The sequence below is a fragment of the Corynebacterium sp. SA-MJD20WY100 genome (genome assembly GCF_039822565.1).
In the GTDB taxonomy this organism is placed as follows: domain Bacteria; phylum Actinomycetota; class Actinomycetes; order Mycobacteriales; family Mycobacteriaceae; genus Corynebacterium; species Corynebacterium phoceense_A.
In genome coordinates, this window is sequence record NZ_JBCJKS010000032.1 from 1 (window position 1) to 15,800 (window position 15,800).

A 15,800-nucleotide genomic window follows, 5' to 3' on the forward strand; every position below is an offset into this window, starting at 1 on the left:
AACATAGCCCGCCCACTCGGGTGGACGGACTATGAATCTTCGGTGCCCTGGGGTGGAACTGCTAACAACGTAATGGGTGCTGGCGTTTACCTGTCGTTTGCTCAATGACTATTTAAATGCCCTGAAGTGGCGCGATTGTGTCCGTGGTAATAAGAATTACCTCGTGCGCACGGGGTGATAATCGTTACGTGGGAACGAGCTCGAACGGTACGGCGGGGACCTTAACCACCAGAATTCATAATGTCCGCGGCGTGGGGAACAGTGATGTCCTCCGGATCGTCGAGCCAGCCGTCGGGCAGCGCGACCTTGGCGGGGGAGCCTTGGCGCCCGCGCGCACCGGAGGCATCGGCAGCCTTGGCCTCCGAGTCGGCCCAGGGAGAGAGGATCTCGCGCAGGGCGTCGAGCGAGGTGACCTGGGCGAGCTTGGCCCGCACCCGGCCGCCCACCGGGAAGCCTCGCATGTACCAGCCGATATGCTTGCGGATATCGCGCGCGGCGTGGTCTTCGCCGTCGTGCTCCGCCAGGAGCTCGGCGTGGCGGATGATAATGCGGGTGACCTCGCCGAGTGTGGGCTCGTCCGGGATGGGCTCGCCGCGCAGCTGGGCGGAAAGCTCCGCGAAGAGCCAGGGGCGGCCCAGGCAGCCGCGGCCGACCTGCACGCCGTCGCAGCCCGTAGCATCCATCATGCGCTGTGCGTCGTCAGCGCGGAAGATATCACCGTTGCCGAGGACGGGGACCTCGTCGCCCAGGTGCTCCTTGAGGCGTGCGATCTCGTCCCAACGGGCGTCGCCGGAATAGCGCTGCGCGGCCGTGCGCCCGTGGAGGGTGACGGCTGCTGCGCCATTGTCGACGGCAATCCGGCCGGCGTCGAGGTGTGTGTGGTGCTCATCGTCGATGCCCACGCGCATCTTCACCGTGACCGGTACGTCCGTGCCTTCGGTGGCCTTGACGGCCGCGGCGACGATATTGCCAAAGAGCTGGCGCTTATAGGGCAGAGCTGAACCGCCGCCACGGCGGGTGACCTTGGGGACGGGACAACCGAAGTTCATATCAATGTGGTCGGCGAGGTTGTCGTCGACGATCATCTTCGCGGCGCGGTAGGTGTACTCCGGATCCACGGTGTAGAGCTGGAGCGAGCGTGGGGTTTCCTGCGGTGCGAACTCGATCATGTGCATGGTCTTCTCGTTGCGCTCCACGAGGGCGCGGGCGGTAATCATCTCGCAGACATAGAGGCCGGAGACTGTTCCCGTGCGCGCGAGTTCCTGCTCACGGCAGAGGGTGCGAAAAGCCATATTTGTTACACCCGCCATGGGTGCGAGGATGACGGGGGAGGCTAATTCGAGGGGACCGATGCGCAAATTCACCCCCTAATTGTGCCTTTTTTCGCAGGTTATAGGCAAACGGTGAAATAATCCTACACCTTTAACAGATCTTCACTATTGTGTTCCAGGTAACTAACATTCGGTTTTACACCACAGGAGGAATCGCCTTGTCCGAGCGTATCGGTTTCTATCAGGACCTCGTTGTTTCCGCTGAGGAAGCGGCTAAGTTCGTCAACCACGGCGACCGCGTCGGTATTTCCGGCTTCACCGGTGCTGGCTACCCGAAGGCTCTGCCCACTGCGATCGCAGAGAAGGCGAAGGCCGCTCACGCTGCTGGTGAAGAATTCCAGATCGACGTCTTCTCCGGCGCATCCACCGCCCCGGACTGCGACGGCGTTCTCGCGGAGGCAGACGCCATTCGCTTCCGCTCCCCGTACAACTCCGATCCGGTTCTGCGCGGTAAGTTCAATGATGGTTCCGCCCTCTACCAGGACATTCACCTGTCTCACTCTGGCCAGCAGGTGGAGGAAGGCTTCTACGGTGACTTCCAGGTTGCCATCATTGAGGCTGTCCGCATCCTCGACAACGGCAACATCGTGCCGTCGTCGGCTGTGGGCAACAATCTCGAGTACATCGAAGCCGCAGAGCGCATCATCATCGAGGTCAACGAGTGGCAGTCTGAGCACCTCGAGGGCATGCACGACATCTACAAGATTGAAAAGCTGCCCAACCGCCAGCCGATTCCGATCACCAAGCCGGGCGACCGCGTGGGCACCACCTACATCGAGATTCCGCAGGAGAAGGTCGTCGCCGTCGTGAAGACCGACGCTCCGGACCGCAACGCCCCGTTCAAGGCGCCGGATGAGGTCTCGGAGAAGATCGCTGCGAACTTTATTAACTTCCTCGAGGGCGAGGTAGCTGCCGGTCGCTTGGCCTATGACCAGTTCATCATGCAGTCCGGCGTGGGTAACGTCCCGAACGCCGTCATGGCGGGCCTGCTCGACTCCAAGTTTGAGAATATCCAGGCCTACACCGAGGTTATCCAGGACGGCATGATTGACCTTATCGACGCCGGCAAGATGACCATGGCATCCGCAACCTCCTTCGCGCTGTCTCCGGAGTACGCGGACCGCATGAACGAAAAGGCGGAGAAGTACAAGGAGCACATCATCCTGCGTCCGCAGCAGATCTCCAACCATCCGGAGGTCATCCGCCGCGTAGGCCTCATTGCCTCCAACGGCATGATTGAGGCCGACATCTACGGCAACATCAACTCCACCAACGTGGGCGGCACTCGCATCATGAACGGCACCGGTGGCTCCGGCGACTTCACCCGCAACGCCTACATCTCCACGTTCGTCTCCCCGTCTGTGGCCAAGGATGGCGCCATCTCCGCTATCGTTCCGTTCGCGTCCCACATCGACCACACGGAGCACGACACGATGGTCATCATCACCGAGTACGGTGTTGCTGATTTGCGCGGCCTGGCTCCCAAGGAACGCGTGGAGAAGGTCATCTCCGTTGCTCACCCGGACTACCGCCCGCTGCTCGAGGAGTACTACGAGCGCGCAAAGCAGAACAAGTTCCAGCACACCCCGCACGATCTGAAGACGGCCTTCGACTTCCAGATCAACTTCGCGGAGAAGGGCGACATGCGCGGCTAATCCCTCGCATGCGCTGAGCGTAGGTCACCCTGGGGACTACCCCGGGGTGATTTCGCTTCCACACAACCTCACCGCTAAACTAGGTGGGCGTTGGGCCTTTAGCTCAGTTGGTAGAGCTACGGACTTTTAATCCGCAGGTCCCGGGTTCGAGCCCCGGAGGGCCCACCGATAATCCCTCGGCTGCACAGCGGCCGGGGGATTTATGCTTGCGGTGGGTGAGCGGCGAGAAGCGCTGCAACGGTATGACAATTCCACGTGCACAGGCGTAGCCGTGTCTTATGATTTATGTGTCTTCGCCTCTCGATAGGCGTCTGTTTCCTCGTCTCTAAGGTGTCCCATGTCCTCTATCTTTCGTGCCACTGCCGCGGCTATTCTCCTTGCCCCTCTTGCTCTAGCAGGATGTTCCGGCGAAGGTGAGGCCGGTCCGCGCACAGTAACTATGACGGTTCCAGCGCCGGCTGATCCGAGCACAGAGTCGCACCAGCCCGCTCCTCGCACCGCGGAGAGGACCCCTGCCGAAGCCATGAGCACCGCCGTACCTGCAGCGCCTGCGGCACAACCGCACAGCAATAACATCGCCGTGAATCCCGAGCAGATTGGCGGTTATTGCGGAATGACATCAGACGGGGTTAGGGTCGACGCCAATGATGATGCATCATGCGCGTTTGCCATGGCGATTTATGATGCCGCCATTGCGCAGGCATACGAATCTCGGGCAGGCGCAAGCGGCAATATTGTGCTTGCGACTGTCAACGATTTCCAAGTGACAAGTTCCGTCACCGGTCAAACTTATACGCTAAGTTGCTTTGTCGGTACGGCCGGCCAGGCGCTTATTTGTTCCCAGCCCTCAAGTCCTTATGGAAACTCTGGGGGAGCAGTGTTCAATCGCGAGAAAACCGGTTGGCATTCCATCCTCGGCTGAGACTGCAGAAAGAGGCATCGGATAGCCCATGTATCCCTGTGACACCGTTGTGTACCGTCAGCCTCCGCAGAATCGCGTCGCGGGGGTGCCCTGCACGCTAGGATAGCGGGGGATTAGTACGCGGTGTCGCAAGTCCATATACTTGCTGGCAGAACCGTAAAACTTCGACTATTACTAGCTATCTGGGAGGCGCGATGGTTCAGCGTGTGTACGTGGAAAATCGGGAGGGCGGCCACGCAGCTGCACTCTCGGCGGAGTACGGAGTGGCGGTGCGCATGCTCAATCTCTACGACGTGGAGGGCACGACCGACGCCGAGTTCGCCACCGCCGTCAACCTCGTGCTCGCAGAGCCGCAGGTCGACAACACGTACGCCACGCTCGAGGAGGCCGGCCTGGACGGCAAGGCCATCCTCGCCGTCGAGCCGCTGCCCGGCCAGTTTGACCAGCGCGCGGACTCCGCGGCACAGTGCATCCAGTTCCTCTTTGAAAAAGAGCGCCCCACCGTCCGTACGGCCGTCCTCTACGCCGTGGACGGAGAAATTCCGGAGGCCATGCGCGCCGGGCTCATTAACCCGGTCGAGGCCCGCGAGGCCTCCCTCGAGCTTCCCGAGGCTCTCGTTGTCGAGGCCCCACGCCCAGCAGACGTCGCACGGCTTACCGGCTTTACCGAGCTTTCCGATGCCGCCCTTCCCGAGGTCGTCGCCTCCCACGGCCTGGCCATGGACGTCGACGACGCCATGCTCGTGCGCGATTATTTCCAGTCGGAGAAGCGCGACCCGACCATTACTGAGCTCAAGGTCATCGACACCTACTGGTCGGACCACTGCCGTCACACCACCTTCGAGACGGTCCTCGACAACATCGAGTTCCACGACCCGGCCGTGGAGGCCGCGTACAACGACTACCTTGCTGCGCGCGACTCCATTGGTCGCACCAAGCCGGTGACGCTCATGGACATGGGGACCATTGCCGCGAAGGTCCTGCGCGCCACGGGCAAGCTCGACGCGCTCGACGTCTCCGAGGAGATCAACGCCTGCACCGTCCACGTCACCATCACGGTCGACGGCAAGGATGAACCGTGGCTCTTCCTGTTCAAGAACGAGACTCATAACCACCCGACGGAAATCGAGCCCTTCGGTGGCGCGGCGACCTGCATCGGCGGCGCCATCCGCGACCCGCTGTCCGGCCGCGGCTACGTCTACGGCGCGATGCGCATCTCCGGCTCCGGAAACCCGCTCGAGACCACCACGCGTGCCGGCAAGCTGCCGCAGAAGACCATCGCGCGTACCGCCGCCGCAGGTAACTCCTCCTACGGTAACCAGATCGGCCTGGCCACCGGCCTCGTCGACGAGGTCTACCACCCGGGCTACGTCGCCAAGCACCTCGAGATGGGTGCCGTCGTCGCCGGCGCCCCAGCCGAGAACGTCCGCCGTGAAGTCCCGGCCGCGGGCGACGTCGTCGTCCTCGTCGGCGGTGCCACTGGCCGCGACGGCATCGGCGGCGCCACGGGTTCCTCCAAGTCGCACAACGTGGAGTCCCTGACCACTGCGGGCTCCGAGGTCCAGAAGGGCAACGCGCCCGAGGAGCGCAAGCTCCAGCGCCTCTTCCGCAACCCGGAGTTCTCCACGCTCATCAAGCGCTGCAACGACTTTGGCGCTGGCGGCGTCTCCGTCGCCGTGGGCGAGCTCGCCGATTCCATCGACATCGACCTGGACACCGTTCCGAAGAAGTACGAGGGACTCGACGGCACCGACCTGGCTCTCTCCGAGTCTCAGGAACGCATGGCCGTCGTCGTCGAAGCCACGGATGCTGAGCGCCTCATCGAGCTCGCGAACGAGGAAAACCTCACCGCCACCATCGTCGCCAACGTCACCGACTCGGGACGGGTGCGCATGACCTGGCGCGGCGACACCATCGTCGACCTCTCCCGTGCCTTCCTCGCTACCAATGGTGCGGACAAGCATGTGGACGTGCGTATCGAGCCCTCGACCGACTGGCGCGCAGCTGGCCGCGAGTGGGCTCACAAGGACTCCTCCTTCCGCGAGTCCTTCCTTGCGATGGCCGGCGACCTCAACGTCGCCTCCAAGCAGGGCCTGTCCGAGCGCTTCGACTCCACCGTCGGCGCCGGCACCGTCCTCATGCCTTTCGGCGGCTCCCGCCAGGCCACCCCGATTCAGGCCATGGCCCACACCTTCCCGGTCATGGGGGAGACCACGGACTGCTCCGTGATGTCCTGGGGCTACAACCCGTACGTCACCGAGGCTAGCCCGTACCACGGCGCCTACCTTGCCGTCGTCGAGTCCGTGGCCAAGCTCATCGCTACCGGTTCTTCCATCGACGAGACCTACCTGTCCATGCAGGAGTATTTCCAGCGCATGGACTCCGCCACCGCATGGGGCAAGCCTGCTGCGGCCCTGCTGGGCACCATCAAGGCTCAGCTCGGCTTGGGCGTGGGCGCCATCGGCGGCAAGGACTCCATGTCCGGCACCTTCGAGGAACTGCACGTCCCGCCCACGGTCATCTCTGTCGCCGTGAGCCACGAGACCACTGACCACATAGCGCCCAACCACTTCACCGGCGCCGGCCACGCCGTCACGCTGCTCTCCCCGGAGCTCGCCGATGCCGCCGACACCGCGCTCGTCGGCTTGCCCACCCCCGAGTCCCTCCTCGCCAACTTCGCGACCGTCACGGAGCTCCTGCGCTCCGGCCAGGTCACCGCGGCCTACACCCCGGGCTTCGGCGGCGTGGCCGAGGCCGTGCTCAAGATGTCGCTGGGCGAGGGCCTGGGCTTCGCCTTCGCAGACGACGCCCCGCTCTATGACTACAACTACGGTGCGTTCGTCCTCGAGTGGGCCGAGGACGCCACCCCGTCGGCCGGCACCGCACTGGGCGAGACCACCGCAGACGGCTTCACCTTCGGCGGCGAGACCGTCTCCTCCGCTGACGCCGAGGCCGCCTACCGCGCCACCCTCGAGCCCATCTACCCGTCCGAGGCGCCGCAGTCTGGCTCCACTGAGCTTTCCGATGCCGCCTCCGCCGCCGCGCCAGCGGCTGCGCCGGCTGCCGCTGCGCCCACTCGTGTTGCGGGCAGCTCCGCCCCGCGCGCACTCATTCCGGTCTTCCCGGGCACCAACACCGAATACGACTCTGCGAAGGCGCTGCAGCGCGCCGGTATCGAGCCAGAAATCCTGGTCGTACGCAACCGCACGCCTGAAGACATTGCCGAGTCCGTCGAGCGCATGGCAGCCGCCCTGGACCGCTCGCAGATGCTGTACCTGCCGGGCGGTTTCTCCGGCGGTGACGAACCGGACGGCTCCGCGAAGTTCATGACGTCCTTCCTGCGTAACCCAGCGCTCACCGCTGGCGTCCACACACTGCTCGATGAGCGCGGCGGCCTCATCCTGGGTATCTGCAACGGCTTCCAGGCGCTCATCAAGCTGGGCCTTGTCCCGGGCGGCGCCATCGCCGAGCCGGGTACCGAGTCCCCGACGCTGACGTTCAACACCATTGGCCGTCACCAGTCGCGCATCTCGCGTGTCAAGGTCGTCAACAACGACTCGCCGTGGCTGAGCAAAGTCAACGTCGGCGACGTCTTTACCGTGCCGATCTCCCACGGCGAGGGTCGCATCACCGCCGGCGAGTCCGAGTGGGCGCGCCTCAAGGAGGCTGCCGCGACCCAGTACGTCGATGCCGCAGGCAACCCGGCGATGGATATCGATGTCAACCCGAACGGCTCGCTGTTCGCCCTCGAGGGCATCATGTCCGCCGACGGCCGCGTGCTGGGCAAGATGGGCCACTCCGAGCGCATCTCCGCCACCACGTACAAGAACGTGCCAGGCGAGTATGACATGTTGCTCTTCGAGTCCGCTGCGGAGTTCTTCACCACGTAACCCGCAACCGAAACAAGGCGCCTCTCCGATAACCGGTGAGGCGCCTTTCGCGTGGGGCCAGGGGTGCTAGTTCTTCACGAGCTTCTTGATCGCCGTCATGGCTTCCTCGAGCTTTTCCTGGGCCACCTGACCATCCTCGGCGGCGGCGCCAGCGACACAGTGCGCAATGTGGTCCTGGAGCAGCGCCAGCGAGACGTTCTCGAGCGCGGAGGTTACTGCGGAGATCTGCGTAATGATGTCGATGCAGTACTGGTCCTCGTCGATCATCCGGTGAATGCCACGCGTTTGACCCTCAATTCGCTTGAGGCGAGCCAAATATTTCTTCTTTGAAATCTCCGACTGGTTGTAGCCATGCGTGCCGGGGGCATGGCAGCCGCAGGTTTCTGCCTGTTCAGCCATGGTTTTTCAACTCCTCCTACGGGCGATTTTGTAGCTACGGGATCACTCCAGTATATTTCTAGGAGGTCGCATGATGCACACTGTTGTGAGCAAACATGTACCGGGCCCCCATCGTCTAGCGGCCTAGGACACCGCCCTTTCACGGCGGCGGCACGGGTTCGAATCCCGTTGGGGGTACGAAGATTCTTTCTTCGTACAGAAAAAATCGAATATGGCCCTGTGGCGCAGTTGGTTAGCGCGCCGCCCTGTCACGGCGGAGGTCGCGGGTTCAAGTCCCGTCAGGGTCGCATTTTTGCGACACACTCGGTTCTTGCTTGGTTTCAAGTAAGGACCGAGTGTTTTTCATTTCTGCTCCAGGTGCGACCTTTAGCCATCTCCGGTACTTTTGTGTGGTGAATCACTCTTCTCCATGCAAAGGCTAGGTTAGATGTCTACATCACATTTCTCGCCTCGCACGTGGGGCGCAGTTCTTTCAATAATTTTCCTTAGTTTGCTGGTGGTCCCGTTCGCAGCCGCGCAGTCCGCGGAATCGTCCACGGCAGCTTCGGCTACAGCGCAGAGCTCAGACGCGGGACCGACGAGCGATAAACAGTCCAAGGTAGCGCTTGTTATGGACGCCTCGTTCTCCATGGCGGATCCAGAAAGCGAGGGCGGACCATCGAAGATGCAGGTGGCCAAGGACGCGACGAACCAGCTCGTCGATAAGCTTCCGGACAGCGCCCTTGTCGGCGCCGTCGCGTATGGCTCCAAGGAGTCGAATGCGCCGGATAATAAAGAGCGCGGTTGCCAGGATATTTCCGTGCTGTCGCCGGTCGGGCGGATCGACAAGGCCGGGCTGAAAGACAGCTTTAATGCTTTGGAGCCCAAGGGCTACACTCCCATCGGAAACTCACTGAAGAAGGCCGCGGAGCAGCTCAAGGCTGCTGGCGGCGAGGGCGAGAATTCCATCGTGCTCGTCTCAAACGGCATCGACACCTGCGCGCCGCCGCCGGTGTACGAAGTGGCCAAGGAGCTTGCTGCAGACGGCGTGGGGCTCACGGTTCATACCATCGGATTCCAGGTCGACGAGAAGGCGCAGTCTGAGCTGGATTGCGTCGCTGAGGTAACGGGCGGCCAGTCGCTCGCTGCGGCGAATGCTGCTGAGCTTGCGCAGAATATGGAGTTCCTCACGCTGCGTTCTGTCAACATGTACGAGGCAAAGGGCACCCCGTTCGAGTTCGCCGATGATCCTGACAGTGCCAAGTATCTCGGAGAGGGCACCTATCACACGAAGGTCCTGCCCCGTATGGGGAGGAACGAGGGCGAGGATCGCCCGTTCTACACCAAGCTTTCCGTGCCTGAGGGCTACAACGCGTATGTCACGGTCTTCGCTATCCCAGAGCAGAACGCGGAGGGTAAGGAAACCTCGGACATCTTCTCCACGGTCGAGGCTGAAAACCCTGCGCCCAACTGTGAGGACTACGCGACCAGGGTACAGTCGATCCCACAAACGACGCTCGGTAGCCGTTACACGCCGCCCTATTCCGCCAGCGTGCTGGTGCAAAACGAAAAGCAGCCTGAGGACGAGGAAGATCGTTGTATCAAGATGGACGATTGGGACATCGTGACAACGCTGCACTTCTCTGACACGATCAGCTCCGACCCGGTCAACCAGGATGTCGAGCTCGACGTTGAGGTCAACGTGCAGTACGTCAAGGCTGGCGCCTTCGCTGGCGACGAAAAGAGGCCGTATGCGTCTCGTGAGCTCCCTGAGGTCAAGCAGATTGAGGAGGGCGCACCTGTGGCCGGCGGCGCTACCTTTGACTCCGCGGCAGCCGTGACGCCGGGGGAGACCTATAGCGACGCCATCGTCGATGGCGAATATCGCTTCTATAAGTTTGATGTGCCCTACGGCAAGCGTCCGGTCGTGACTGTGCAGGGGCGCAAGTCGGTCGCGGAGCACCAGGGCTACAACTTGAGGTGGGATTTTTATAACCCCACGCGTGGCAGCGTGCTCGCCGGAGGAGATATCTACGTGGGAAACGAAGAAGAAGTGGAGCGCAGCGCCGGCGATTCCGCCGTGCAATGGGCCAACCGTACTGAGTACGTCGATGCACCCTTGACGCTCCCCGGCACGTATTATCTCGTCTTCGCAAAGAGCGTGAATGAAAACGCGTCCGATCGTACGTCGGGCATGGACCAGGGCTTCTCGTTCAAGGTGGAGCTCGACGGTGAGCCGATGGACGGTCCCGAGTTCACGCCGAACTTTGAGCCAGGTGCCGAGCCTTCCGATACCCCCATCAACCTTGCGTCGGCCTCAGAAGACCTTGATAAGGCCTCTGAGACGACCAAGGCCGAGGATGCGCCCAAGGAAGGGGACAATGCAGAGCAGCAGTCCGCTGATGCTGATGTCGCACAGGCCGGTGAGGACTCTGCTGGTGGCAGTAACCTCAAGGGCATGCTCATCGGTGCTGGAGTCGTTCTCCTTATCGCGGTGGGCGCTGCGGGCGGATTCCTGCTCGCTCGCCGCAAATAGTATGTACGTCTAAGTTCTTCACCATGTCACCGTCCTAGAAAGGGGCGGTGACATGGTGATTTGTGTGATTTTAGGGTCGTTGTGTAGAGTAACTACTCGTGCCAGAGAGCACAACAACAATAGAATATGGCCCTGTGGCGCAGTTGGTTAGCGCGCCGCCCTGTCACGGCGGAGGTCGCGGGTTCAAGTCCCGTCAGGGTCGCCGAAGTCATCTGACTTCTGGCCAGATAGCTCAGTCGGTAGAGCGTCCGCCTGAAAAGTGGAAGGTCGACAGTTCGATCCTGTCTCTGGCCACAAAATACTCCTCGTTCCGGTTTCCGGAGCGAGGATTTTTTGTTGTCCTGCCCCGAGCGTCGGATTTCAGAACAACGAAGCGCCCACGACTCCCCGGATCTAGGGTCTTCGTTGTCCTGAACTGCTGCGGCGCGGCTGGGGTGGGGAAGGGCCGAGGTCTCGACGGGGAGGTGGGGTTTCGGCATAATGGCGACATGGAAATCAACGTTGCACAACAGACCGACCAGTCCCGCTACGTCATCACCGTCGAGGGTGAAGAGGCTGGCTTCGCCGAATACAAGGACTCCGCTCAGGTTCGCGAGTTCGACCACACAGTCGTCTATGACTCATTCCAGGGCAAGGGCCTGTCCAAGCCGCTCATCAAGTTCGCGCTCGATGACACCCGCGCGGCAGGACACTCCATTATCCCCACCTGCTCGGCCGTGGAGCGCTTCATAAGCAAGAATCCGGAGTACCAGGACCTCGTGGCCTCTTAGAGCCTGAGAAACGAACGAGAGCCCCATGCACTGCATGGGGCTCTTGGCGTGGCCCTACGAGGGGGCATCGGCAAGCTTTAGATGTAGTAGTCCGGGTCGACGAGCTTGATGCGCTCGTTGGGATTGCGTGGGCGGTTCTTCGCCGGGATGCCCGTAGCGATGTGGTCTGGCGGCACGTCTTTGGTGACGACGGCATTGGCACCTACGGCGGAGCCGGAGCCTACCGTGATGGGGCCGAGGACCTTCGCGCCGGCGCCAATGGTGACGTTATCGCCGATGGTGGGGTGGCGCTTGGTCTGGGTGAGGACCTGGCCGCCCAAGGTCACGCCGTGGTAGAGCATGACGCCGTCGCCGATCTCCGCGGTCTCGCCGATGACGATGCCCATGCCGTGGTCGATGAAGAAACGGCGGCCGATCGTGGCGCCCGGGTGGATCTCCACGCCGGTGAAGAAGCGGTTGATTTGCGCGAGAATGCGCGCAGGGCCTCTCCAGCCTCGCTTCCACATCCAGTGGCTGATGCGGTGGCTCCAGATGGCGTGGAGGCCGGAATACACGATGGCATTCTCTAAGTCGCCGCGCGCGGCGGGGTCATGATCTCGGGCGTTGGCGAGATCCTCGCGGATTCTGGAAAGAATGCTCATGGGCATCCACTCTAATAGGTATGAAAAAGCGCCCGCCAAAATGGCGGGCGCTTTTATTCAACGGCGAGTCTTATGCCTCGCGGATGTCCTCGAACAGGACGGTGGAGACGTAGCGCTCACCGAAGTCAGGAGCGACGACGACGATGGTCTTGCCTTCGAACTCCGGGCGGTCAGCCAGCTTCAGCGCGGCGGAGACGTTCGCACCGGTGGAGATGCCGACGAGCAGGCCCTCCTCGGTGGCGAGCTTACGAGCGGTCTCGATGGACTCCTCGTTGGTAGCCGTGAGGATCTCGTCGAGCAGCTTGCGGTCGAGAACCTCCGGGATGAAGTTGGCGCCCAGGCCCTGGATCTTGTGCGGGCCAGCCTTGCCCTCGGTGAGCAGCGGGGAGGAAGCCGGCTCGACAGCAGCGAGGTAGAGGTCTGCGTTCTTCTCCTTGAGGAACTTGCCGGCACCGGAGACGGTGCCGCCTGTGCCGACGCCAGCGACGAAAGCGTCAACCTTGCCCTCGGTGTCGTTCCAGATCTCCGGGCCGGTGGTGGCGTAGTGGATGGCCGGGTTGGCCTCGTTGCCGAACTGGCGAGCCAGGATAGCGTTTTCGTTCTGGGCGACGATCTCGTTTGCCTTGTCGACAGCGCCCTGCATGCCAGCGGCGCCCGGGGTGAGGACGAGCTCTGCGCCGTATGCGCGCAAAACAACCTTGCGCTCATTGGACATGGTCTCCGGCATGGTGAGGATGACCTTGTAGCCCTTGGCTGCACCAGCCAGCGCGAGGGCGATACCTGTGTTACCGGAGGTCGCCTCGACGATGGTGCCGCCCGGCTTGAGGTCGCCGGACTTCTCCGCGGCCTCGACGATGGCCTTGCCGATGCGGTCCTTGACGGAGTTAGCCGGGTTGAAGGACTCAACCTTCACGACAACCTCGGCCTTCTTGCCCTCAGCAAGGCGGTTAAGGCGCACCAGCGGCGTGCCGCCGATGGTGTCGAGAATGGAATCAAATACCTGTGCCATGGTGTGTGGCCTCCTAAAATCTGTTGGTCTTTCTTTGCTAGCGCCGATTCTACACTATCGTCCTAGACCGATCGGTTCGCAAATTCTAGACAGATATTTATTCTCTTTGGTGGAATGTTTACGATGCGGAATTAGGGTAGAGGGGTGGGTGTGGTTTACGATTACCCCCGTAAGCCGAAAACCTATCGGATATTTGCCCGCTTCCCTGAGTGGGACTAGGGCACCTTATTGGGTGTCCCCGAGCCTGGAGTAGTTACATGGATACGCCCCGCATCAAAGATGACGAAGAAGCCGTCCGCGCCGCGCTTTCTTCCCTGAAAAACGCCACCGGAATTCCCGTCACCATGTATGGCACGCTGCTGGCGGATAACCGCCTGCAAATTACACAGTGGGTGGGCCTGCGTACTCCGGCTCTCCAGAACCTCATCATTGACGCTGGCGTCGGCGTCGGTGGTCGCGTGGTCTCCACCCGCCGCGCCGTGGGTGTCACGGATTATGCTCGTGCCAACACCATCTCCCACGAGAATGACCGCGCCATGCAGGACGAAGGTCTCCACTCCATCGTGGCTGTCCCCGTCATCGTGCAGCGTGAGATTCGTGGCGTTCTCTACGTTGGCGTGCACTCGCCGGTGCGCCTGGGGGACAAGGTCATCGAAGAAGTAACGATGACTGCTCGCTCCCTCGAGCAGGACCTCGCTGTCAACTCCGCCATGCGCCGCGCCGATGGCGCTAAGGGTGCTGCGGCACGCGGCAACGTCATGAACGGTGCTGAGTGGGAGCAGATTCGTTCCACGCATTCCAAGCTGCGCATGCTGGCTAACCGTGTCGAGGACGATGATGTGCGCCGCGAGCTCGAGATGCTCTGCGACCAGATGGTCTCTCCGGTTCGCGTCAAGCAGTCTACGAAGCTGTCTGCCCGTGAGCTCGACGTGCTCTCTTGTGTGGCGCTGGGCCACACCAACATCGAGGCCGCCGAAGAAATGGGAATCGGTGCCGAGACCGTCAAGTCCTATTTGCGCTCCGTGATGCGCAAGTTGGGCGCACACACGCGTTACGAAGCGGTGAACGCGGCTCGCCGTATTGGCGCCTTGCCGTAAACTGTCCCGTGTGAAAGACATCTTTAACGTAACCGGTGGAGCCCGGCTTGCAGGCACCGTCAAGGTTGATGGCGCCAAGAACAGCGTGCTGAAGCTCATGGGAGCTGCGCTGCTTGCAGAGGGCACCACGACCCTGACCAACTGCCCGGAAATCCTCGATGTGCCTTTGATGAAAAAGGTGCTTGAGGGCCTGGGATGCACCGTGTCTATCGACGGCGACCGCGTGGAAATCACCACGCCGGCGGAATTGCGTTCCGATGCTGACTTCGATGCCGTCCGCCAGTTCCGTGCGTCCGTCTGTGTCCTGGGACCATTGACTGCGCGGTGCGGCCACGCTAAGGTCGCTCTCCCCGGCGGCGATGCCATCGGCTCCCGCCCGCTCGACATGCACCAGTCCGGCTTGGAAAAGCTCGGTGCCGTCACTCGCATTGAACACGGTGCCGTCGTGGCCGAGGCCGAAGCCCTCCGCGGCGCAAAGATCTCCATCGATTTCCCCTCGGTAGGCGCGACCGAGAACATCATTACGGCCGCAGTCCTGGCTTCGGGCACCACGATCCTCGACAATGCGGCACGCGAGCCAGAGATTGTCGATCTGTGTTCGATGCTGGTTTCCATGGGCGCAAAGATCGAAGGGGCGGGCACGTCGACCATCACCATTGAGGGCGTTTCTTCGCTTCATCCCACCGAGCATGAGGTGATCGGCGACCGTATTGTCGCCGGTACCTGGGGTTACGCTGCGGCCATGACGCGGGGCGACATTACGGTAACCGGCATCGCACCAAGGCACCTACACCTGCCGCTGGAGAAGCTCAAGCTCGCCGGCGCGAATGTTGAGACCTACGAGAATGGTTTCCGCGTGCGCATGGACGGCCGCCCGAAGGCCGTCAACTATCAAACGTTGCCGTTCCCGGGATTCCCCACCGACCTTCAGCCCATGGCCATCGGGCTGTCCGCCGTGGCAGAGGGGATGACCATGATCACGGAGAACGTCTTCGAGTCACGCTTCCGCTTCGTGGACGAGATGCTCCGATTGGGTGCCAATGCGACCGTGGACGGCCACCACGTGGTTATCCGTGGCAAGGAAAAGCTTTCTTCTACACACGTGTGGTCCTCGGACATTCGTGCCGGCGCCGGTCTCGTGCTCGCCGCCCTGTGCGCGGACGAGGTCTCTACCGTCCACGATGTATTCCATATCGACCGTGGATACCCGAACTTCGTGGAGAACCTCACCGCCCTCGGTGCCACTATCGAGCGTGCGCAGGAAGAAACCTTCTATTAACCACGATTCGGGATCGGCAGGTAAGTAGCTGTGAAAGCGCTACTTACCAGGCGATTTGCGCGTTTTTAAAGGCTCGCCTATATTTATTCGAGCTGCCAGCGAGATGGCCGAAAGGTTACGAGCTAGCGGCAATCAAACCGAATCGACATGAATTTGACTTCTAGAATTCACTTCGTTAAGTTTGAAAAAGTCGCTTGGGAGCAATTCGTTAAGGATTGTGACTGGGTGTACGGATGATGTTTGAGAACTCAATAGTGTGCCAATGTACTTTTTATTTTTGTCTGTTTCAGAT

General features: G+C 61.7%; 11 protein-coding genes and 5 tRNA genes. 12 read left to right on the plus strand and 4 right to left on the minus strand.

What is annotated here, in order from left to right:
- Window positions 1–221: 221 nt before the first annotated feature.
- Complete coding sequence (gene dusB / locus ABJ196_RS12300) at window positions 222–1,364, minus strand: tRNA dihydrouridine synthase DusB (RefSeq protein WP_347307506.1); 1,143 nt, start codon at window positions 1,362–1,364, stop codon at window positions 222–224.
- Window positions 1,365–1,489: 125 nt separating this feature from the next.
- Here dusB and ABJ196_RS12305 point away from each other — a divergent pair, with 125 nt between their 5' ends.
- From ABJ196_RS12305 to ABJ196_RS12320, 4 genes are all read left to right on the plus strand, one after another.
- On the plus strand, window positions 1,490–2,986 hold the full coding sequence (locus ABJ196_RS12305) for a succinate CoA transferase (RefSeq protein WP_066490313.1): 1,497 nt from the start codon (window positions 1,490–1,492) through the stop codon (window positions 2,984–2,986).
- A 92-nt stretch (window positions 2,987–3,078) separates the two neighbouring features.
- Window positions 3,079–3,151, plus strand: a tRNA-Lys gene (locus ABJ196_RS12310).
- Window positions 3,152–3,509: 358 nt separating this feature from the next.
- Entirely contained in the window at window positions 3,510–3,908 is a 399-nt protein-coding gene (locus ABJ196_RS12315; RefSeq protein WP_347307509.1) for a hypothetical protein, read from the plus strand.
- Between the two features lie 194 nt (window positions 3,909–4,102).
- Complete coding sequence (locus ABJ196_RS12320) at window positions 4,103–7,798, plus strand: phosphoribosylformylglycinamidine synthase (RefSeq protein WP_347307511.1); 3,696 nt, start codon at window positions 4,103–4,105, stop codon at window positions 7,796–7,798.
- A 66-nt stretch (window positions 7,799–7,864) separates the two neighbouring features.
- On the opposite strand, the gene ABJ196_RS12325 is transcribed toward ABJ196_RS12320, so the two are convergent.
- Window positions 7,865–8,197, minus strand: coding sequence for a metal-sensitive transcriptional regulator (locus tag ABJ196_RS12325; protein ID WP_347307513.1), 333 nt, complete (start codon window positions 8,195–8,197; stop codon window positions 7,865–7,867).
- 104 nt (window positions 8,198–8,301) lie between these two features.
- Between ABJ196_RS12325 and ABJ196_RS12330 the strand changes: the two genes are divergently transcribed.
- The 6 genes from ABJ196_RS12330 (at window position 8,302) to ABJ196_RS12355 (ending at window position 11,482) form a co-directional block, all read left to right on the plus strand.
- Window positions 8,302–8,374 (plus strand) — tRNA-Glu (locus ABJ196_RS12330).
- A gap of 36 nt (window positions 8,375–8,410) precedes the next feature.
- A tRNA-Asp gene (locus ABJ196_RS12335) sits at window positions 8,411–8,484 on the plus strand.
- 323 nt (window positions 8,485–8,807) lie between these two features.
- Window positions 8,808–10,712 (plus strand): hypothetical protein, encoded by a 1,905-nt coding sequence (locus ABJ196_RS12340; RefSeq protein WP_347307515.1) that lies wholly within the window; start codon window positions 8,808–8,810, stop codon window positions 10,710–10,712.
- Window positions 10,713–10,840: 128 nt separating this feature from the next.
- A tRNA-Asp gene (locus ABJ196_RS12345) sits at window positions 10,841–10,914 on the plus strand.
- A gap of 19 nt (window positions 10,915–10,933) precedes the next feature.
- Window positions 10,934–11,006, plus strand: a tRNA-Phe gene (locus ABJ196_RS12350).
- 194 nt (window positions 11,007–11,200) lie between these two features.
- A complete protein-coding gene (locus tag ABJ196_RS12355) occupies window positions 11,201–11,482 on the plus strand; it encodes a GNAT family N-acetyltransferase (RefSeq protein ID WP_347307517.1) in 282 nt (93 codons plus the stop codon).
- A 77-nt stretch (window positions 11,483–11,559) separates the two neighbouring features.
- Here ABJ196_RS12355 and epsC read toward each other — a convergent pair whose 3' ends face one another.
- On the minus strand, window positions 11,560–12,123 hold the full coding sequence (gene epsC / locus ABJ196_RS12360) for a serine O-acetyltransferase EpsC (RefSeq protein WP_347307519.1): 564 nt from the start codon (window positions 12,121–12,123) through the stop codon (window positions 11,560–11,562).
- 70 nt (window positions 12,124–12,193) lie between these two features.
- Window positions 12,194–13,132 carry a cysteine synthase A gene (cysK, locus tag ABJ196_RS12365; protein WP_347307521.1) on the minus strand — a complete coding sequence of 313 codons (939 nt, stop codon included), beginning with the start codon at window positions 13,130–13,132 and terminating at the stop codon, window positions 12,194–12,196.
- Between the two features lie 257 nt (window positions 13,133–13,389).
- On the opposite strand from cysK, the gene ramA reads away from it, so the two are divergent.
- Window positions 13,390–14,229 carry an acetate metabolism transcriptional regulator RamA gene (ramA, locus tag ABJ196_RS12370; RefSeq protein WP_257035809.1) on the plus strand — a complete coding sequence of 280 codons (840 nt, stop codon included), beginning with the start codon at window positions 13,390–13,392 and terminating at the stop codon, window positions 14,227–14,229.
- Window positions 14,230–14,239: 10 nt separating this feature from the next.
- Complete coding sequence (gene murA, locus ABJ196_RS12375; RefSeq protein ID WP_347307523.1) at window positions 14,240–15,508, plus strand: UDP-N-acetylglucosamine 1-carboxyvinyltransferase; 1,269 nt, start codon at window positions 14,240–14,242, stop codon at window positions 15,506–15,508.
- The last annotated feature ends 292 nt before the right edge of the window (window positions 15,509–15,800 follow it).